The sequence below is a fragment of the Variovorax sp. GW531-E2 genome, assembly GCF_059423125.1.
The window spans coordinates 1-20,044 of the sequence record NZ_JBWKXQ010000077.1 but is presented as its reverse complement, the minus strand read 5'-3'; the positions used below and the strand labels follow the sequence as shown (position 1 = coordinate 20,044).

19 protein-coding genes and 1 tRNA gene are annotated in these 20,044 nt (G+C 69.1%); 3 read left to right on the top strand and 17 right to left on the bottom strand.

The genetic code is table 11. From position 1 onward, the window contains the following. Window positions 1-21: 21 nt before the first annotated feature. Window positions 22-112: transfer RNA gene (locus AC07XP_RS29080), tRNA-Ser, on the top strand. A gap of 115 nt (window positions 113-227) precedes the next feature. Here the strand turns inward: AC07XP_RS29080 and AC07XP_RS29075 are convergent. From AC07XP_RS29075 to AC07XP_RS29015, 13 genes are all read right to left on the bottom strand, one after another. After that, the gene (locus tag AC07XP_RS29075; protein WP_495266619.1) at window positions 228-971 is read right to left on the bottom strand and encodes a GntR family transcriptional regulator; all 744 of its coding nucleotides are present in this window, start codon (window positions 969-971) and stop codon (window positions 228-230) included. Window positions 972-1,029: 58 nt separating this feature from the next. After that, the gene (locus AC07XP_RS29070) at window positions 1,030-1,791 is read right to left on the bottom strand and encodes an aspartate/glutamate racemase family protein (protein WP_369646963.1); all 762 of its coding nucleotides are present in this window, start codon (window positions 1,789-1,791) and stop codon (window positions 1,030-1,032) included. Between the two features lie 16 nt (window positions 1,792-1,807). After that, a complete protein-coding gene (gene hydA, locus AC07XP_RS29065; protein WP_495266618.1) occupies window positions 1,808-3,235 on the bottom strand; it encodes a dihydropyrimidinase in 1,428 nt (475 codons plus the stop codon). Between the two features lie 46 nt (window positions 3,236-3,281). Continuing rightward, on the bottom strand, window positions 3,282-4,010 hold the full coding sequence (locus AC07XP_RS29060) for a maleate cis-trans isomerase family protein (RefSeq protein ID WP_354342085.1): 729 nt from the start codon (window positions 4,008-4,010) through the stop codon (window positions 3,282-3,284). Between the two features lie 25 nt (window positions 4,011-4,035). Then, a complete protein-coding gene (locus AC07XP_RS29055; protein WP_062482552.1) occupies window positions 4,036-5,361 on the bottom strand; it encodes an MFS transporter in 1,326 nt (441 codons plus the stop codon). Between the two features lie 218 nt (window positions 5,362-5,579). After that, window positions 5,580-6,806: a pyridoxal-phosphate-dependent aminotransferase family protein gene (locus tag AC07XP_RS29050; protein ID WP_495266617.1), complete on the bottom strand. Its 1,227-nt coding sequence runs from the start codon at window positions 6,804-6,806 to the stop codon at window positions 5,580-5,582. A gap of 37 nt (window positions 6,807-6,843) precedes the next feature. Beyond that, a complete protein-coding gene (locus tag AC07XP_RS29045) occupies window positions 6,844-7,614 on the bottom strand; it encodes a fumarylacetoacetate hydrolase family protein (RefSeq protein WP_495266616.1) in 771 nt (256 codons plus the stop codon). Between the two features lie 32 nt (window positions 7,615-7,646). Next, window positions 7,647-8,441, bottom strand: coding sequence for a 2-keto-4-pentenoate hydratase (locus tag AC07XP_RS29040; protein WP_495266615.1), 795 nt, complete (start codon window positions 8,439-8,441; stop codon window positions 7,647-7,649). After that, entirely contained in the window at window positions 8,417-9,793 is a 1,377-nt protein-coding gene (locus AC07XP_RS29035; RefSeq protein ID WP_495266614.1) for an amidase, read from the bottom strand. The genes AC07XP_RS29040 and AC07XP_RS29035 overlap by 25 nt, the downstream gene beginning before the upstream one ends. Before the next feature lie 6 nt (window positions 9,794-9,799). After that, window positions 9,800-10,840 carry a TRAP transporter substrate-binding protein gene (locus AC07XP_RS29030; RefSeq protein WP_495266613.1) on the bottom strand — a complete coding sequence of 347 codons (1,041 nt, stop codon included), beginning with the start codon at window positions 10,838-10,840 and terminating at the stop codon, window positions 9,800-9,802. A gap of 55 nt (window positions 10,841-10,895) precedes the next feature. Next, window positions 10,896-12,203 carry a TRAP transporter large permease gene (locus tag AC07XP_RS29025; protein ID WP_062482466.1) on the bottom strand — a complete coding sequence of 436 codons (1,308 nt, stop codon included), beginning with the start codon at window positions 12,201-12,203 and terminating at the stop codon, window positions 10,896-10,898. Then, window positions 12,200-12,859: a TRAP transporter small permease subunit gene (locus AC07XP_RS29020; protein ID WP_495266612.1), complete on the bottom strand. Its 660-nt coding sequence runs from the start codon at window positions 12,857-12,859 to the stop codon at window positions 12,200-12,202. Before AC07XP_RS29020 ends, AC07XP_RS29025 begins: the two co-directional genes overlap by 4 nt. Before the next feature lie 148 nt (window positions 12,860-13,007). Beyond that, on the bottom strand, window positions 13,008-13,835 hold the full coding sequence (locus AC07XP_RS29015; RefSeq protein WP_159271724.1) for an IclR family transcriptional regulator: 828 nt from the start codon (window positions 13,833-13,835) through the stop codon (window positions 13,008-13,010). 252 nt (window positions 13,836-14,087) lie between these two features. On the opposite strand from AC07XP_RS29015, the gene AC07XP_RS29010 reads away from it, so the two are divergent. Together AC07XP_RS29010 and AC07XP_RS29005 are read left to right on the top strand one after the other, a co-directional pair. Then, entirely contained in the window at window positions 14,088-17,117 is a 3,030-nt protein-coding gene (locus AC07XP_RS29010) for a hybrid sensor histidine kinase/response regulator (protein ID WP_495266611.1), read from the top strand. 279 nt (window positions 17,118-17,396) lie between these two features. Further along, entirely contained in the window at window positions 17,397-18,104 is a 708-nt protein-coding gene (locus AC07XP_RS29005) for a response regulator (RefSeq protein WP_062470253.1), read from the top strand. Between the two features lie 13 nt (window positions 18,105-18,117). Here the strand turns inward: AC07XP_RS29005 and AC07XP_RS29000 are convergent, their stop codons facing one another. The 4 genes from AC07XP_RS29000 to AC07XP_RS28985 form a co-directional block, all read right to left on the bottom strand. Next, window positions 18,118-18,795 carry a response regulator gene (locus AC07XP_RS29000; protein ID WP_070060780.1) on the bottom strand — a complete coding sequence of 226 codons (678 nt, stop codon included), beginning with the start codon at window positions 18,793-18,795 and terminating at the stop codon, window positions 18,118-18,120. A gap of 121 nt (window positions 18,796-18,916) precedes the next feature. Continuing rightward, complete coding sequence (locus AC07XP_RS28995; protein ID WP_495266610.1) at window positions 18,917-19,315, bottom strand: helix-turn-helix domain-containing protein; 399 nt, start codon at window positions 19,313-19,315, stop codon at window positions 18,917-18,919. Window positions 19,316-19,388: 73 nt separating this feature from the next. Continuing rightward, on the bottom strand, window positions 19,389-19,541 hold the full coding sequence (locus AC07XP_RS28990; protein WP_495266609.1) for a hypothetical protein: 153 nt from the start codon (window positions 19,539-19,541) through the stop codon (window positions 19,389-19,391). Between the two features lie 310 nt (window positions 19,542-19,851). Beyond that, the coding region (locus AC07XP_RS28985; RefSeq protein ID WP_495266608.1) for a hypothetical protein at window positions 19,852-20,044 on the bottom strand (193 nt) is incomplete at its 5' end.

The following is a 20,044-nucleotide window of genomic DNA, read 5'->3' as shown; positions in this document are numbered from 1 at the left end:
CGCGCTACAATCGTGGGCTCAGGAGCGGTGGATGAGCGGTTTAAGTCGCACGCCTGGAAAGCGTGTGAGGGTTAATAGCCCTCCGCGGGTTCGAATCCCGCCTGCTCCGCCAAAACGATGCCCCAGTAGCTGCCAAGCTGCTGGGGCTTTTTGTTTGTTGGGCACCCGCAATGGGTCTGCCTGTGCCTTGTGGACATCGGGCATGCCGTTGCCCGACCTCCTCCGGTTCAGCTGAACACGCTTTCGAGATCGACCTCTTCCGCGCTGTCGTCCAGCTTCAGGCTCTGCTCGATGTGGTCGAGGTGATGCAGCATGAGCTTCTCGGCCCGTGCGGCGTCACCGCGGTTCACGGCGGCGACGATTTCCTCGTGCTCGTCGGCGCGGCAGCTGGTGGCCGTCGGCGCGTCGTACAGCGAGATGATCAGGCAGGTCAGCACCGACAGCTCGCGCATCGAGCGCGCCAGCGCCGAATTGCCGGCCAGCTCGGCCAGCAGCACATGGAACTCGCCCGACAGCCGCACGATGGCGCGCTTGTCGTCGCGGCGCCGTGCATCGGCCTCGAGCTCGATATGGCGTTGCAGGCGCTCCCGCTTGGCGTCGTCGAGCGTGCGGATGAGGCGACGCAGCACGCCGGGCTCGATGAGGCGGCGCGCCTCGAACACGTCCTGGGCCTGCTCGATGGTGGGCTTGGCGACGAAGGCGCCGCGTTGCGGCACCAGCTCGACGATCTGTTCGTGCGCCAGCCGGGCCAGCACCTCGCGCACCTTGGCGCGGCTGGTCGCGAAGATCGTGGCCAGCCGGTCTTCGCCCAGCTTCGTGCCCGGCGCGAGACGGTGTTCCAGGATGGCGGCCGAGATCTTCTCGGCGATCTCGTCGACGCTGTGTTCGCGGACAGGGGGGGCACCGGTCGTGCCGGTGGCGCCAGTCGCGCCGTTCGCGCTGGTCTTGCGGGCTGGGGCTTTGGTGGGCATCGGCGCCGATTCTATCGACGCCCCCTCGAGGCTGCAGAGCGTCACGGGGCCCACCGCCTCAGCCTGGCGCGCGGGCGCCGTCGCGTGCCAGAAGCCGCGCCAGGGCCTCGGGCAGCCCGTGGTTCGGCTTGATCGGCGGCGGTGCAAAACTGCCCAGCCGCGCCGGCGCGGGTGCCAGCGACACGAGCGTCTGCGCATGGCACACGGCGCTCGACACGCCGTCGACCACCGGCACCGGAATGCGGTCCTTGATGGAGCGCGCCAGGCCCGCCAGCGGCGCGCCGGCAATGATGATCACGTCCGCGCCGTCGTCCTCGATGGCCGACATGCACAGGGCCTCCAGGCGCTGGCCGTGGTCGTCCTGCACGTGGCCGATGTCCTTGAGCGGACCGTCCAGGCTGCGGATGCTCGCGAGCCGGTCGATGAGGCCATTGGCCTGCACGCACTCGCGGTACCACGCCGTGATGCGGCGCGAGATCGCCACGATCGAGAAGCGCTTGCCCAGCAGGCACGCGCTCATGAGCGCGGCTTCGGTGAGGCCGACCACGGGGATGTCGAGCGCCTCGCGCAGGCCGTCGATGCCGGGGTCGCCGAAGGCCGCGACCACGATGGCGTCGTGCCGCGTGTGGTGCTCGGCCGCGAGCGTGGCGGCGGCATAGGCGCCGATCAGCGATTCGAAGCGGGTCTCGATGTAGGCCACGCCGAAGGGCGCCGTGACCACCTCGATGTGTGTGTCGCTCGCGGCCGCGCGCCGGGCCTCGGCCGCGATCAGGTCGGAGACGCTTTGCGAGGTGTTGGGGTTGATGAGCAGCAGGTTCATGGCGATGGCTCCAGGTTCAGGCGGGTCGGCGGCTCGGCAGCAAGGAGGGCTCGCCCCGGCGCAGGAATTCTCCGCGTCCGGCGCGCGGATGAAAGCGTTCGCCGTCCCACACGACCTCGCCGCGTGCCAGCGTCAGCGCCGGCCAGGCCTTCACCTCGATGCCCTCGTAGGGCGTGTAGTCGACGTCGTGGTGCAGGTCGGCGTTGCGGATGGCGCGCGGCGTGGTGCCCCAGACCACGAGGTCGGCATCGGCACCGACGGCGATCGTGCCCTTGCGCGGGTGCAGCCCGTAGGCCTTGGCGGGGTTGGTGGACGTCAGCTCGACGAACTTGTTGATGGTGATGCGGCCGTCGAGCACGCCGTGCGAGAACAACAGCGGCAGCCGCGTCTCGATGCCGGGAATGCCGTTCGGGATGTGGCGGAAGGCCACTTCTTCGCCGCCGGGCTTCTTGCCCTCGGGCGCGTCGTAGCGGAACGGCGCATGGTCCGACGAGAAGATCGTGAACAGCCCGTCGGACAGCCCGTTCCAGATCACCTGCTGGTTCTCGCGGTTGCGCGGCGGCGGGCTGCAGACGCAGCGCGCGCCCTGGTAGCTGTCGTCGATGCCCAGGTCTTCGGCGGTCAGGAACAGGTACTGCGGGCAGGTTTCGGCGAACACGCTCAGGCCGTGCGCGCGCGCCCAGCGGATCTGCTCGACGGCTTCGCGCCCCGACACGTGCACGATCATGATCGGCACGTCGACCAGCTCCGACAGCGCGATGGCGCGGTGCGTCGCCTCGCGCTCGACCAGCATCGGCCGCGAATGCGCATGAAAGCGCGGCGCGGTGCGCCCGCTGGCTTCGAGCCGCTTGGTCAGCCACTCGATGCAGTCGGCGTTCTCAGCATGGATCATGGCCATCGCGCCCTGCTCTCTCGCCACCGACAGCACGTCGAGGATCTGGCCGTCGTCCAGCTTCAGATCGTCGTAGGTCATGTAGATCTTGAACGAGGTGTAGCCCTCTGCGATGAGCTGCGGCAGCTCGTGCTTGAGCACCTCCTCGGTCGGGTCGCTCACGATCAGGTGGAAGGCGTGGTCGACGTGGGCGCGGCCCTCGGCGCGCTGGTGGTAGTCCTGCACGGCGGCGCGCAGCGACTGGCCCTTCTGCTGCGCGGCGAACGGAATCACGGTGGTCGTGGCGCCGCAGGCGGCGGCGCGGGTGCCCGAGCCGAAGTCGTCGGCCATGCGCACGGGCGGCTCCATCGGCTGGTCGAGGTGGCAGTGGGCGTCGACGCCGCCCGGCGTCACGTAGCGGCCGGCGGCGTCGATCTCCTGCCGGCCGGGCGGCAGGCCGAGGCCGAGCTGCACGATGCGGCCGCCGGCAATGCCGATGTCCGAATCGAAGGTGTCGCTGGCGGTGGCAACGCGGGCGTTGCGCACCACGAGATCGAGGTCGCGGAAGGTCATGGTCTTTCTTTGCTTTTCTGTCTGAGTCGGGGGTGGTTGCGAGCGCTCAGGCGTTCGCGTCGAACAGCCGGCCCCAGCCCTTCACGGCGCCCGGGGCGACGCCGACCGTCTTCAGCGCGCGCCAGACCACGGTGGCCACCGAGTCGTAGATCGGGATGCCGAGCTCGCGCTCCATCTCCTCGACCAGCTGCGCGCCGCTCAGGTTGGTGCACATGATGGTGATGGCGTCGGGACGCTGCTGCGCCACTTCGCGCAGCATGCGGCGCAGCGTGTCGGGCTCGACCTCGCTGAACGAGAAGTTCACCGTGAGGTCCAGGTGGCGCTCGGCCACGCAGTCGATGCCGATGCCCGCGTAATTGGCGACGATGCGCCGCTGCACGTCCTCGACGTACGGCGACACCAGCCCCAGCGTGCGCGCGCCCTGCGCGGCCAGCAGTTCGTTGAGCGCCAGCACCGAGGTGGTCGCCGGGATGCCGGTGGCTTCGGTGATGCGCGCGCACAGCGCCTGGTCTTTCTCGAAGCCGAGCCAGCTGGCCGAGGTGCCGCTCCAGCAGATGGTGTCGACGCGCGCGTCGGCCAGCAGCCGCGCGGCCTCGAGGATCTTGCTGTCGTCGAACTGGTTCAGCGACGCGTCGCGCATCGAGATCTCGGTGACGGTGAAGCGTGAGAAATGCGCCGAGACGCCGGGCACGGCCGCGACCATCGCGCTGGTCAGCGGCTCGAGCGCCGTGTTCGAGGAAGGCGTGAGCACGCCGATGAGTTTGCGAGAGGTCATGGGATGGAAGTCGGGGTGATTGGCCTCAGACCGGCAGCTTCTTGCTGTAGTCGATCAGCATCGTCGAGCAGACGAACAGGCCCGCACCGGCTGCGGTGAACAGCATCAGCGCCATGAAGTACGAGCCCGTGGCCTGCACGATCAGGCCGACCACGATCGGCACGCCGATGCCCGCCACGTTGCCGCCCAGGTTCATCGTGCCGCCCAGGAAGCCGACCCGGGCGCGCGTGCCGAGGATCGACGGCACGCACCAGAACAGGCCGCACCAGCGCAGGAAGAACAGCGTGACCGACAGCAGCACGACCACGGCGACCGGGTCCGTGATCCGCGTCACCATGAAGATGGCGATGGTCGCGATGATCGACGAGATGCCGAACAGCGTGCGCAGCACCTTGCTCTGCGACGCGCCGGCCGCCATCCACTTGTCGGCCAGCCAGCCGCCGAACATTTCGCCGACGAAGCCCGAGAAGAACATGATGAACACCGCGCCGCCCATCTGCTTGATGTCGAAGCCGTGCACCTTCGACAGGTAGTTGGGCATCCAGGTGAGCAGGCCGTAGAACAGCGCGTTGAAGCACATCCAGCCGAAGAACATGCCCCACACCGAGCGGTAGCGGAAGAAGTCGAGCACCCGGCCGCTGGCATTGGCCGATTCCTTGGCGGCGTCGGCGGCGTGGCTGGCCTCGATGTAGCGCGCCTCGGCCTCGTTCACATCGGGATGCTGGCGCGGATGGTTGCGGATGTAGCGCCAGGCGAAGTAGCCGGCGATGACGGTGCCGACACCGGCGATCACGAAGGCCAGGCGCCACGAGCCGAGCACGGCGATCAGCGCCGAGATCAGGATCGCGCCCAGCGCCGCACCCAGGGGCGCGCCGCCGTCGAGCAAGGTGGCGCCGCGCCCGCGTTCGGTCTGCGTCATCCAGATGCCGTTGAGCTTGCCGCCCGCCGGATAGATCGGCGCCTCGGCCGCGCCCAGGCCCAGCCGCGTGAGCAGCAGGGGCACCCAGCCGGTGCAGGCCGCGGCGATGGCCTGGAAGAAGCCCCAGCCCACGGTGGCGCCGGCGATGACGACGCGCGGGCCGAAGCGGTCGGCCAGCATGCCGCCCGGAATCTGCATCAGCGCATAGGTCCAGAAAAAGGAGCTGAGCAGCAGGCCCTGCACGGCCGGGCCGATGTCGAACTCCTTGGCGATCAGCGGCATGGCCACCGAGAGCGAGGCCCGGTCGATGTAGTTGATCGAGATCAGGAACAACATCATCAGGAAGATCTTCCAGCGCACCTTGGTGGGCTGGAGGGCGGCGTCGGGCGCTGCGGCGGTCGCCTTGGCGCCGTCCGTCATGGTGTTTTGCATCGGTTTGTCTCCTTGCAGTGGCACGGATGCCAGCTTGCAAGGAAACGACCCGGCACGCTGGCGAACTTTGCAGTCGCGGGTCGGGCTGGTCCGGTCCAGTGCACCACCGAGGCTGTGGAGCGGAATTTAGGCTTTGTCGAAATTAACGTCAACATTAATGTTGACAATCTTGTTGACGATAATGGGAAACACCTAGACCGCAGCCCCTTCCCGGGGGATCAGGCGGCGTCGGCGGCCGGTGTTTGCGCAAAGTACGCCATGGCCGCCAGCACCCCGCTGCCGGCCACCGGCACGCCCGCCAGCTTGAAACCCATCTCGATGCCGGTCAATGCGGCCATCAGCGTGAGGTCGTTGCAGTCGCCCAGGTGGCCAATGCGGAACATGCGGCCCCGCAGCTTGCCCAAGCCCGCGCCCAGCGAGAGATCGAAGCGCTGGTGGATGAGGCGGCGCAGCGCGTCGGCATCGACGCCCTGCGGCGTGATGACGCCGGTCAGCACGGGCGAGTGCACGCGCTCGTCGGCGCACTGCGTCGGCAAGCCCCAGGCCTGCACGGCGGCGCGCACGCCGCGGCCCCAGCGCTGGTGGCGCGCGAAGATCACGGGCAGGCCCTGCTCGAGCACCATGTCCAGCGCCTCGCTCAGGCCGTACAGCAGGTTCGTGCTCGGCGTGTAGGGCCAGTAGCCGCCCTGGTTCATCTCGATGATCTCGTCCCAGGCCCAGAAGGCCTTGGGCAGGCGCGCCGTCTTCGCCACCTCGAGCGCCTTGGGCGACACCGCGTTGAAGCTGATGCCCGGCGGCAGCATGAGGCCCTTCTGCGAGCCGCTGACCGTGACGTCCACGCCCCACTCGTCGTGCCGGTAGTCGGCGCTCGCCAGGCCCGAGATGGTGTCGACCATCAGCAGCGCCGGATGGCCCGCCGCATCGATCGCGCGGCGCACCGCGGCGATGTCGGAGGTGACGCCCGTCGAGGTCTCGTTGTGCACCACGCACACGGCCTTGATGTGATGCGTGGTGTCCTGGCGCAGGCGCTGCTCGATCAGGTCGGCCTGCACGCCGTGGCGCCAACTGCGCGGCAGGCCGGTCTCGTCGCTGCCTTCGAGCGCGAGGAACTCGGGCTCCAGACCGAGCCGGCGCGCCATCTTCTGCCACAGCGTCGCGAAGTGGCCGGTCTCGAACATCAGCACGTGGTCGCCCGGGCTCATCACGTTGACCAGCGCCGCCTCCCAGGCGCCGGTGCCCGACGCGGGATAGACGACGACCGGGTGCCGGGTCTGGAACACCTGCTGCAGCCCGCCGATGACCTTCTTGCCCAGCGTGGCGAACTCGGGCCCGCGGTGGTCGATGGTCGGCAGGCTGATGGCCCGCAGGATGCGGTCGGGCACGGGGCTGGGGCCCGGAATCTGCAGGAAGTGGCGGCCGCTGGGGTGGTTGTCGAGCGCGATCATGGGGGTTGTCTCCGTTCTGGATGGGTTGTGGAAAGGGCTAGAGCTGCACCGACGCGTGGCCGATGCCCGGGAATTCGGCGGTGACGAGGTCGCCCTCGCCCGCTTCGAGAATGCCGACCCAGGTGCCGGTCGTGACCACGGTGCCGGCCGCGACGGTCTGGCCGTGGCGCGTGGCATGGCGCAGCCACGCGGGCAGCAGCCAGGCGGGGTCGCCGAGCGAATGCGTGCCGCGGCGCACCACGCTCGCGCGCGCGCCGATGCGCACCTCGCACGCTTGCGCGGCCCAGTCGCGGGCCACGAACGGCACCCACTCGCCGAGCACCAGCGCGCCGTGCGATTGCAGGTCGGCCAGCTTGCACAGTGCGGGCGCGTCGAGGGCCTCCTGCCAGCGGGAATCGACGATCTCGATCGAGACCGTCATGGCGTCGACCTGCGCGCGAGCGCTGTCGACAGCCAGCGTCGCTGCCGATGCCGCATCGACGTCGCGCCCGATGCGCAGCGCGATCTCGGCCTCGATGCCCCGCAGGTGGAACGGCCAGTCGCCGGCCGTGGCCGGGCTGGTCCACACGCCGCGCGGCGGCAGCGGCGCATGCGTCAGCACGGCATCGCGCGACGGGCCGCCGGCCTTCCAGTACCGGGGCGGCGCCGCATCGAACCAGCCGAGCGCCTGCGCCACCTGCTGCTGCACGGCGTAGGCCTCGTCGGCCTGCGCGAGCCCTCCGGCCACCTCTGCCGCCGGGCACGCGACGTGCGTGCCGCGCGCACGCACCAGCGCCTGCGCCACCGCGTCGATCGTGGAATGGGACATATCGGGTTCCTCCAGTGATCCCAGGAAAAAATTCAGAAGCGCGCGTGCAATGGCGCGAGCCCCTTCACTTCCGCCCGCACGGCCGTGCCCTGCGAGGCGAACAACATGCCGGTGCACGAACCGGTCGTCACGACCTGGCCGGCCCGCAGGCCCTGGCCCCGCGCCGCGCCTTCGTTGGCCAGCCACACGAGCAGCGCGCCGACATCGGGGTGCGTGTGCTCCCCGACCGTGTGGGCGACGACCTGCGCGTCGAAATGCATCACGACCTCGGTCTGTGCCAGGTCGAGCCACGCACGCTCGAAAGGCGCGGGCTCGCCGAGCACGAGGCCGCCGTGGCACAGCAGGTCGGCCAGCAGCGCTGAGGGACTGGCGTCGAGCCAGTCGATCAGCCGGGTCTCCGCCACCTCGATCACGGGCAGCACCGCGTCGATGGCACCGGCGACCTCGTCGCGCGTATAGGGCAACGCACGCGAAGGCAGGTCGGCGCCGAGGCGGAACGCGAGCTCGGCCTCGACGCCGCGCAGATGCCATGCCGCGCCGACCAGCGACGCGCCGCCGGGCACCAGCCCCTCGGCCGGCAGCGGCGCGCACACGGGCTCGCGGCCCGGCGCGCTCGCGCCGACCTTCCAGCCGCCGACCGCACCAAGCGCCGCCAGCGTCGCGTCCTGGATCGCATAGGCGGCGTGCCGGTCGTGCGACGGCAGCAGCGCCGACATCACGCGCCGCCCGTCGCGCCGCGCGCGGCACAGCGCCTGCGCGGCCTCGGCCGGCGCGAGCTGCGCCGCCACGGCCTCGGCCAGCGTCACAACGCGGGGAAGCGCCGCCACGGATGGGCCTGTTCGAACGAACGCGCGAGCGCGAGCAAGGCGTCGTCCGCGCCTTCGCGTGCAACGAGCTGCACGCCGACCGGCAGTGGCCCCGCAAAGCCGCAGGGCAGTGCGATGGCGGGCAGGCCCACGGCGTTCGCGAAGCCGGCGAACACCGCATGGCCGCGCGGGCCGACCTCGCGCCCGTCGATGCGCGTGGGATGCGTCTCGCCGGCGGGCCAGGGCAGCGCGGCGGCGGCCGGCGTGAGCAGGAAGTCGTAGCGGTCGAACAGCTGCGCGAGTGTGTTGCGCAGCCGCTCGGCCTCGTACAGCAGCTCGAACAGCTCGCTCGCGCTGGCCTTGCGGCCGTTCTCGGCGTTCGCCTGCATCGCGGGGCCGAACAGCGACGCGTCGAAAGGCCGGCTCGACAGCTCCTGCGGATGCGCCACCAGCCAGGCCAGCCCGACCTGCGCCAGCAGCGGCCATCGCTGGTTGACCGCCTCGGCGATGCCGAAGTCCTGCGCCGTCGTCACCTCGTGGCCGAGTTCGGCCATGTGGCGCGCGGCGGCTTCAGTGAGCGCCGCGATCTGCGGATCGACCGGGTGATCGCCGAAGCGCGGAATGAAGAGAATGCGCGCGCGTCGCGGGCCCGCGCCCTCCTCCACCGGCCGATCGCCGATCACCTGCATCACCGCCGCCACGTCGGCCACGCTGCGCGCGATCGGGCCCGCGACCTCGAAGCCCAGGAAGATCGGCGGCAGCCCGTCGCCGCGCGGCACGCGGGCGCGCGAGGGCTTGAAGCCGACGAGGTTGGTGTGCGAGGCCGGCCGGCGGATGGAGCCGCCGCCGTCGGTGCCCAGCGCAATGGGGCAGCCGCCCGCGGCCACCAGCGCCACCGCGCCGCCCGACGAACCGCCCGGCGTGAGCGCCGGGTCCCACGGGTTGCCGGTGGGGCCGAACACCGGGTTGTCGGTGTAGCCCTGCATCGTGAACTCGGGCACGTTGGTCTTGCCGAAGATCACGGCGCCGGCTTCGCGCAGCCTGGCCACCGGCAGCTCGTCGCGCTCGGCCACGACGCCGGCCAGCGCGCGGCTGCCCCAGTGCGTCGGCAGGCCGCGCACCTGCAGGTTGTCCTTGATGGTGACGGGCACGCCGTCGAGCGCGCCCAACGCCCGGCCGCTGCGCCAGCGCGCGCTGCTCTGCTCGGCCGCGTGCGTGGCGCCTTCGCTGTCGAGCGTGATGAGCGCATTCAGGCGCGGGTTGACCTCGGCGCTGCGCTGCAGGCAGGCGTGCAGCGCATCGGTCGGGGTGAACGACGCATCGCGAAAGCCTGCGGCGAGCTCGGTCGCGGTGAGTTGCCAGAGCGATGGCATACCGGGCTACTTGAGACCGACCACGGGGCCGACGACCTGCTTCCAGGTGGCCGAGCACTTGTCGTAGGACTTGTCGCAGAGTTCGCTCCAGATCGGCAGCGACACCGTGGTCAGCGCGTCGCGGATCATCTGCTGGTCGCCCGGCTTCACCGGCACGTCCTTCATCGCGAACTTCTTGACGGTCTTGCACGGCTCCTTGCCGACATTGCAGCGCGACGCATCGTCGAACAGTTCCTTCGAGTAGCCCCACACCTCGGTCTCGAACTTGCGGAAGGCGTCGGTGAGCTTCACCTTCTGCTCGGCGCTCAGCGCGTTCCACTTCTGCAGGTTGATCGCATAAGCGTTGAGCGCGATCTGGAAGCCGATCGGCATGAAGTGCGTGGTGACCTCGGGCCAGCCGGCCGAGTTGGCCGAGCTCGGGCCGGTGATGGCGCAGTCGGTCACGCCGCGCTCCAGCGCCTGCTGCGTCTCGCCAAAGGGAATGGTCACGGGGATGCCGCCGAGCTTCTCGATGAACTTGGCGAGCGACTGGTCGTACACGCGCACCTTCTTGCCCTTCAGGTCCGCCAGGCCACCGATCGCGACCTTGCAGAACACCACCTGCGGGCCGAAGGGATAGATGCCCAGCAGCTTGCCGCCGTGGCGCTCCTGCAGCCGCTTGTCGAAGGCGTCGCGGTAGGCATCGACCACCTTGCGCGCCACCTCGTAGTCGGTCGACAGGCCCACGATGTCGGGCCCGAGGAAGAAGGGCTCGTCGCGCGACACCTGCGCCAGGCGCAGGGTGACGATGTCGAACAGGCCCGACTTCAGCACGCGCAGGCCGTCGGCGTCCTTCACGCCCAGCACGTCCATCGGCTTGTAGTCGGCGTCGATCGGCAGCCCCGTGTTCTTCGCGAAGTTCTCGAAGAAGGGTTGCTCCTTGGTCTGCTGGATCAGCCCGGTGGCCACCAGGTTGCCGGCCACGCGCAGGCGGGCGTTGTCCGCATGCGCCGGCAGCGCCAGCGCGAGGGTGGCCGCGATCAGCGGGAGAACGAATTTCAGTTGCATGCCTGACTCCTTGAAAGGTTGAAAGGTGGTTCGAGAGCGGGAGGAAAAAGTGCCGTCACTTGCCGAACAGCAGGTTCGGCAGGTAGGTCGCGATCCAGGGGTTGTGGATCAGGATCGCGGTCATCACGACCATGGCGACGAAGAAGGGCAAGGTGCCCTGGAACACGTCATTGATCGAGCCTTCGCCACGCACGCCCTGGATCACGTAGAGCGTCATGCCGATCGGCGGGCTGATCAGCGAGATCTCGCACATCAGCACCATGAAGACGCCGAAGAACACGGGGTCGATGCCCGCGGCCTGCACGATGGGGAACACCACCGGCAGCGTGCCGACCAGCATCGGCATCGTCTCCAGCGCGATGCCCAGCACCAGGTACAGCGCTGCCAGCATCCACAGCAGCATGATGGGCGACACGTCGGCCGACTTGATGAGGCTGGCCAGCGCCTGCGGCACGCCCAGCATCGAGAGCACGAAGTTCAGGTACAGCGCCGCCACGAGGATGAGCGCCGTCATCGCGGTGAGCCGCATGGTCGAGCGGAAGCACTCGTGCAGCATCGAAACGTTCAGCTTGCGGTAGCCCGCCGCGATGGGCAGGCAGACGATCACGCCCAGCGCCGCGCTTTCGGTCACAGTGGCCCAGCCCGTGTAGATGCCGCCCATCACCACCGCGAACACGGCCAGCGGGCCCAGCAGGTGCACCGAGTGGCGCAGCTTCTCCGCGAGTGCGGTGCGGCCCTCGCGGATGCCCGCCACCGACGGCCGCCACACGCAGATCGCCAGGATCGTGAGCAGGAACAGCACCGTCATGATCGCGCCGGGCAGGATGCCGGCCATGTACAGCCGCGCCGCCGAGGTGTTGGTCATCGAGCCGTAGATGATGAAAGCCACCCCGGGCGGAATCAGGTTGCCCAGGCTGGCGCCGGCGGCGATGGTGCCCAGCACCATCCGCTGGTCGTAGTTGCGGTTCTTGAAGGCGGGCAGCGCGACGGTCGAGATGGTGGCCGCGGTGGCCACCGACGAGCCCGACACCGCGGAAAACAGCGCCGAGGCGCCGATGTTGGTGTGCAGCAGCCCGCCCGGCATCCGGTTGAGCCACTGGCCCAGCGACTGGTACATCTTGTCGGTGGCGCCGCCGCGCATCAGGATCTCGCCCAGCAGGATGTACAGCGGGATCGACAGCAGCAGGTAGTCTTCGCCGGCCGCCCAGAGCTGCTCGCCCACGGCGTTGATGGCGGGCATGCCGAAGTGGATCAGCGACCCGAGCAGGCCGACGACCAGCATCGTGGTCGCGACATGGAAGCCCAGGAACATCAGGCCCAGCATGATGGCCAGGCCGGCCAGGATTTCGAGCGGCCCGATCACGAGGCGACTCCGGTGGCGTTGGTGACGCTGGCGGTGGCGGCATGCGCGGTCGACGCCTGCGCCGGGCTCTTGATCTGGACCTCGGTCTCGGCCTCGATCTCTTCCTCGAGCGTCTGCGGCCCGAAGCGCTCGTTGAGCTCGCCCGTGCGGCGCCGCACGAACAGGCGCAGCGCATCGAAGGCCGCCCAGGCCGCGACCAGCGCGAACATCAGGTAGCCGCCGAGCCAGATCGATTGTGGAATCCACATCGGCGTGGCGAGCGGCGTGGCGGCCGTGCTTTGCAGTTCGATGCTCTCGACCACGACGTTGTAGCCGCGCCAGAGGCACAGCACCGCCAGCAGTGCGAGGCTCACCATCGCGAGCATGTTGAGCAGCGCGCGCGTGCCGACCGAGAAGCGCGACAGCAGGAAGTCGACCCGCGTGTGGCTGCGCGTGATCAGCGTGTAGGCGAAGCCGAAGGCGCCGACGATGCCGTAGGTGTAGGAGCCGATCTCGTCGATGCCCTGAAGGCTGAACGAGAACACCTTGCGGCCGAGCATTTCGACGCAGGTCATGACGGACAGCGCGATCAGCCACCAGCCGCAGGCGATCACGGTCCAGTCGCAAACCCGCGTCAGCGTTCGGCTGATGCCGTGCTGTGGAAGCAATGTTTTCATGGTTTTGTGCAAGGAGATGCGGTTGAAGGGCAAGCCATTGGAGCGCGCGCCGCACGCGCGCAGCGGACTATCCCGCTGCGCGGGACAGTCGGAAAAACGGCTTAGGAATCAAGCACTTGGCGCGCTGCGCCAGTGGAATGCGCGCGCCTCAGCGGGCGCGCCCGCCGTAGGCGGCGGTGATCTCGTCGGCGGCGGCGCGCACGGTGGCGCCCAGGTGCGGGAAGTCGGTGCTCTTGATGCGCTGCGTCGGGCCGACCAGCGAGATCGCCCCGAAGGGCTGGCCGTGCTCGTCGCGGATGGCGGCGGCAATGCAGCGCAGGCCGACGGCGTTCTGCTCGTCGTCGATCGCATGGCCCGCGCGGCGCACTTCGCCCAGCGTTTCATGCAGCCGCGAGGCGCGCGCGATCGTGTTGTTCGTGAGCTTGGGCAGGCCGTAGGTGCGCAGGTACTGCAGCACGTCGTCTTCCGACATCGCCGCCAGGATCGCCTGCCCCATCGCGGTGCCATGCAGCGGCGCACGGAAGCCCGGCTTGCCGATGGCGCGCATGAGTTCGCGGCTCTCCACTTGCGTGACGAACACGATGTCGCCCAGGTCGGCGATGCCCAGGTTGATGCTCTCGCCCGTGCTGTCGCGCAGCCGGCGCATCACCGGCAGCGCCAGGTGCGCGATGCGCCGGCGGCGCCCGAAGGCCGCGCCCACCGAGAAGCAGCGCACGCCCACGTACCAGAGATTCGTCTCGCGATCGAACTGCACGAAGCGCCGCTGCTCGAGCGTGGTGAGCAGCCGGTGCGCGGTGGACGACGACAGGCCCGTGTGCGCCGCGATGTCGACCAGCCGGAAGCCCTCGTCGTCTTCGGCCAGGAGTTCGAGCAGCTGCATGGCGCGCGTGAGCGACTGCACGGTGCTGTCGTTGTCGCGGTCGATGCGGGTGACCTTGGGGGCCTTGGCGGAGGTGCGCGGCGAGCTGGCTGTCATGGCGTGCCTTGTGCAAATTGCGTGCCATCCGGCCTGCCCGTCCGGCTCGCGATCTGGCCGCCGATGGTCTGCGACAAACGATCTGTCAACCACGGTGTTTGCACCAATGTCGACATTTCTTGATACAGCGATCACCCGATGCGCCCCGCCTGCGTGCATCGCGCCCGCCCCCGCGGTGCGCCCGCGCGCGCGGCAGTGCCCTACCATCGCGGGCATCTTCTTCCCGCCCGCACCGGTCACACGGATGCCATGATGCCCAGCGATCTCCCGCGTTTCTTCGGCTTCGGCGCGTCGCGCGCCACCCCACGCGGTGTGATCAGCCTGCTGAACCGCTACCAGCGCGCGCTGCTGTACGTGGGCGGCGCCGTCACCTCGCTCGTGCTGCTGGCCGCCACCGGCGTGATGCTCTCGTCGCAGGTGCGCGACTACGTCGCCGAGCGGCAGGCCGAGTTCAATGCGCGCAAGGCGCTGCTTCACCTCGAACTCTTCGTGCGCCAGGGCTCGGCGCGGATCAACATCTTTCACGAGGAAGGCGCCTGGGAGCGGCGCGCACGCGCGCCGCAGTCGCTGGTCGACGCCTTCGCCGCGCACGACGGCCGGCTGGTGCTGCCCAGCAACAAGGACTTCCCGCCGATGCTGCTGCTGGGCGACCTCTCGGCGCAGCGCCCGGCCGACAGCTTCGCGCAGTACCTCGGGCTGGCCGAAGAGGTCGGCTACCGCTCGGCGGCCTACACGAAGACGCTGACGCTGCACTCCAGCTATTTCTATGCGCCCGACCTGCGCTTCCTGGCCGTGGTGCCGGCCCCCGCCGCGGCCGACCTGTTCGAACGCCACGGCGCGCGCACCACCGAAGACCTGCTCCAGCGCATCGCGCCGCCCGAGCTCGGCGACCTGAGCGACCCGGCCGTCGTCGCCCGCCTGCGCGACAGCGGCACGGCCGTGTGGCTGCCGCCGGCCGTGAGCCCCTTCACCGGCGAGACGGTGCTGCGGCTGGCGCAGCCCGGCTTCCACGACGGCAAGCCCTTCGTCGTGCTGGTGAACGACTACCCGCTGGACATCATCACCGCGCACCTGTCGAACGAGCGCCACGACGAGGCCTCGATGTTCGTGGACCCGTCGGGTCGGGTGATCGCCGAAACGCACGGCCCCAGCGGCACCGAGGGCCTGCAGGCGCGCGCGCTGCAGCTCTCGCAGCCGTCGCTGGCCGCCAATGGCGCCACGCTGCAGTTCCGCGATGGCCTCTTCACGCTGCGCGCTCCGATCGCCGACGCCGACTGGACCTACCTCTACGCCTTTTCGTGGCGCACCATCGCGTCCGAGCTGGGCCTGCGGCTGGCACTCTATGCGGGCGCCATGCTGCTGCTCATCGCCTTCGTCTGGGCCGCGCTGCTCCTGCTCGATCGCAAGGTGTTCCGACCCGGCTATGCGCGCTCCCAGCGCATCGTGGAGAGCGAGAACCTCAACCGCACCATGGTCGCGACCACGCCCTCGGGCCTGGCGCTGCTGCGCTACCCCTCGGGCGAGGTGCTGCTGCAGAACCAGGTGATGCAGGCCTGCACCGACAACGCGCGCCCCGAAGATCCGCCGTTGCCGCAACGCCTGCTGCGCCTGTACGACGACGCCCCCGGCGCTCCCGAATGGCTGCCCGACCTGGAACTGCCCGTGACGCTGGCCAGCGGCGAGGTCACCGAGCTGCTGGTGAGCGTGGTGCGCACCAAGTACCAGGGCAGCGACGTGCTGCTGTGCAACTTCTCCGACATCACGACGCGCAAGAACGCCGAGCGTGCACTCGAAAGCGCGCGCGAGGCCGCGCACCAGGCCAACCATGCGAAGTCGGCCTTCCTGGCCATGATGAGCCACGAGATCCGCACGCCGCTCAACGCGATCATGGGCAACCTCGAGCTGCTGCAGCGCTCGCCGCTGTCGGCCGCGCAGAACGAGCGGCTCGGCGCCGTGACGTCGTCGTCGACCGCGCTGCTGGGCATCATCAACGACATCCTCGACTTCTCGAAGATCGAGTCGGACCAGATGCGGCTGGAGTCGATCCGCTTCGACCTCGCGGACACCGCGCGGCAGGTGATCGCGGTCTTCACGCCGCTGGCGCAGGCCAAGCGCCTGGCGCTCGATTGCGTGATCGACGACGCCCTCGCCCCGCACCACCTCGGCGACCCGACGCGCCTGCGCCAGCTGCTCATGAACCTGCTGAGCAACGCGATCAAGTTCACCGACACCGGCGACGTGCTGCTCGAGGTCTACCTGAAGGACGACGCCGACCCCGCCTCGCCGGTGGTGATCGGCGTGAGCGACACCGGCATCGGCATGACGGCGGCGCAGCAGAAGGCGCTGTTCGAGCCCTTCACGCAGGCCGACAGCAGCATCGCGCGCCGCTTCGGCGGCACCGGCCTGGGGCTGGCGCTGTGCCGCCGGCTGGCCGGGCTCATGGGCGGCGACATCCAGGTGGTGAGTTCGCCGGGCAAGGGGAGCACCTTCCTGGTCACGCTGCCCTTGCCTGCCGCGCCCGCCCTGCCCCCGCGCGCGCCCGCAGCGCCGGCGGCCGACGCCGGCACCGCCGCGCCGACGGCGCACATCCTCGTGGTGGACGACCATCCGGCCAACCGCGAGCTGGTGAAGATGCAGCTCGAGGCGCTGGGCTACACCTCCGACCAGGCCTCGGGCGGCCTGCAGGCGCTCGACCTGTTCGCCCGGCGGCGGCACGACCTCATCATCACCGACATCAACATGCCGGGCATGGACGGCTACACGCTGGCACGCGCGCTGCGCGCGCAGGGCTCGCGCGTGCCCATCGTGGCGCTCACGGCCGACGTCGCGGTGCGCGAACGCGAGCGCTGCGAATCGGCGGGCATCGACACCGCGCTGATCAAGCCCATCCTGCTGGACACGCTCGACCAGACCGTGCGGCAGCTGACCCTGCACGACCCCGACGCCGCGCCATCGGCCGGCGCCCGGCGGCAGGACATCGCGCAGGGCACCCTGCCCGCGTCGGTGCACCGGCCGCTCGCGCAGTCGTTGGTCGACACCGCGGCGGCCATCCGCGCGGCGCTGGACGCCGGCGACACCGCCGCGCTCGGCGCCGGGCTGCACTCGCTGCGCGGCGCCTTCGCGCTGATCCACGAAGCGGGGCTCGCGGCCGACTGCGTCGCGATGGAAGCGCAGCTGCGCGACGCCGACCTGCCCGCGCTGGCGCAGGCCTTCGAGCGCTTCGAACCGGCGGCGCGCGCCGCGCTCGCACGCCGGGCGCCCGAGGGCGCGGCCGCGACCTGAAGCTGCACGGGTCCGAACTCGTTTTCGGACCCGATCCGATCCGCCAATGCTCCCGGTCCTAGCCCCGGGCACCCCGCGTCTTACAAATTAGGACGGGTCCTATGCATTGGCGGCCCGCTATCGGATCAGGCCGCTTAACGCGGGACCGACGCCCTCCTAAAGTCCAGTCATCCCCTGCTGGCACCGCCCGAGGCACCCGCCACCGGCCCCTTTTTCAGACGTCCCCGACGCCGGGAGCCGGGAGTTCGACAGCAGCCCTCCTTGTTCAACAGGTCCGCCATGAAGCCATTCAATCTCCGCGTCCTGATCGCGGACGACCATCCCGCCGTTCGCATCGGCATCGAGAGCACGCTGCGCGAAAGCCAGGCGGTCACCGTCGTGGGCGCCGCGCGCGACTCCACCGAGATGATGGAGATGCTCAAGCAGCACGACTGCCAGATCCTGGTGTCCGACTACGCCATGCCCGGCGGCCTGCACGGCGACGGCATCGCGCTGTTCGCGCTGGTGCGCCAGCGCTACCCGCGGCTGAAGATCGTGGTGATGACCATGCTGGACAACCCCGGCATCATCCATTCGCTGCTGGACATCGGCGTGCCCTGCATCCTGAACAAGGCGGACTCGGTGAGCCACCTGCTGCCGGCCGTGCATGCGGCCTACGCGAGCGGACGCTACCTGTCGCCCAGCATGGCGGAGATCGCCGCGCGCACCGCGCCGCACCGCACCGACACCCAGCCGCACGCCATGCTCTCCAAGCGCGAGCTCGAGGTGGTGCGCATGTTCGTGTCGGGCCTCACGGTGACGGAAATTGCCGAGCGGCTGCACCGCAGCAAGAAGACCATCAGCACGCAGAAGGGCTCGGCCATGGCCAAGCTCGGCATCCTGCGCGACATGGACCTCGTGCGCTACGGCATGGAGACGGGGCTCATGAGCACGTCGGCGGCTCCCCCGCCGCCACCGCCGGGCCTGCCGGCGTTGCCCTGGCCCTGAGGCCACGCGCGGGTCAGCCCTGCGGCGCGCCCGTCACCGTGGCCGTCAGGCCGTTCTCGAGCGCATAGCGCAGCAGGTCGACATCGCGCTCGATGCCCAGCTTTTCCATCGCCTTGGTCTTTTGCGTGCTGATGGTCTTCTTGCTGCGATGCAGCTGCTCGGCGATCTCGTTGATCGTGAGCCCCGACGCATACAGCCGCACCACCTCCGACTCGCGCTGGCTCAGCACGCCCGCGGCGTTGCGGCTGCGCACCTCCCAGTCGATGGAGCGCACCACCGCGTCCATGGTCGGCGAGTAGTACGTGCCCCCGGTGCGGGCGGCGTGGATGGCGGGGATGAGGTGCGCCACCGCATCCGACTTGCTCACGATGCAGCGGATGCCACTAGACACCAGCGAGTGCAGCACCGCCGGGTTGTCGAGCATGGTCATCACCACGATCTGCGTGTCGGGAAAGCGCCGCTTCACCAGCTTGAACAGCGGCACGCCGTCGCCGAACTCGCCGGCCGGCATCGCGTAGTCGGACACCAGTACGTCGCAGGGCGTGGTCTCCAGCAGCGCCATGAGCCCGGTCGAGTTGGCCGCCTCGCCCACCAGCGTGAGGGTCTCGACCGACGCCAGCTCGTGCCGGACCCCGGCCAGCATGCCGGGATGGTCGTCGGCCAGAACGACGCGGATTTCGAAGCGGTCCATTGCCATTGTTTTTTCCCTTTCGCTTGCCGGCGTGGCCGGCGGACGAGGGTCCGGGCGCTGCGCCGGGGCATCTTACCCGCCGGTCTTGCGCAGGCGGGGCCGCGGCGCGCAGGTGAAAGGCTCAGGCGGTTTCGGTGGGCGGCGCCGCAGCAGCGGCCTGCGAAGCGCGCGCGCCCGAGGCCGACAGCATGTCGCCCGGGAAGGCCTGCGCGATGGCCTGGAGCGCCGCGTGCGCGGCTTTCTTGCCGGCGTCGTCCGAGGTCCGGTAGGCGCGCAGCAGCGACACCTCCTCGCGGCTCACCGACAGGTCTTCGGTGCAGGTGGGCATGCCGGTCACGACGTACAGCACGTCGATGCCGATGACGGCCATGGTGGCCAGGTAGGCCGCGTCGGGGTGGCGCGCGCCTTTTTCGAAAGCCTCCTGCACGGAAGCGTCGACGCCGCCGAGCACCGCGAAGGCGGAGGCGCTCAGGCCGAGCCTGCAGCGCTCCATGGACAGGCGGTGTCCGATCATCCGCATGAGCGCGCTCCCCATGAAGGGTCGAGGCCCCATCCGCCTGCGATCTTGATCAAGGCCAAATGCGACCGCCAGCTCAAAAGAAATTGTCGGTCCGGGCCATGACCGATGGCTTATTTGCCAGCACCAAAGCGCCGAACAACGCGCTTCGCCGCGTGCAGCCGGTTGCCTGCATTCGCTTGCCACGCAGGAATTCCCACAATTTCTTGACCCACAAGATATTCGTCATCGACAACCTCTAAAAAACATTCAATCCAGCTCCCTTGCACAGATGCCAAAGAGGCGACGAAGGTAATTTTTCAATCCTATGCTTTCAGCCTCAAAAATCCAATCGGACCCGTCTGAAAATCGCTCGCGCGGTGCTTGTCTATTGGCAGTTCATCGTGAAGATTGCGCGGCTATTGGTCCTGCCGCTCGTCACTGTCGATTTGCAGGGCAGCCTTGCCGACCCAGCGATCTGTTCGCAGGAGATCTACTCCACCCGAATAGATGATTTATTTCTCATCGACACCTATGACTGCAAAATACAGATGGAAATTTCAGAAACCCTCGCTCATCGGTTCAGCCGAATCCTGAAAAATAAAGGCCTGCATAGGACCAGTCCTATAAACAGAAGCACTCCTGGAATTCACGGAAATCCACGCGCAATTCGCCCTACCATTCCAGTCGATCTTTTCTAATTCGCGTCTTTTTCGCCATTTTTCCGCCATGTCTCCCCCCCCCTTACCCCCC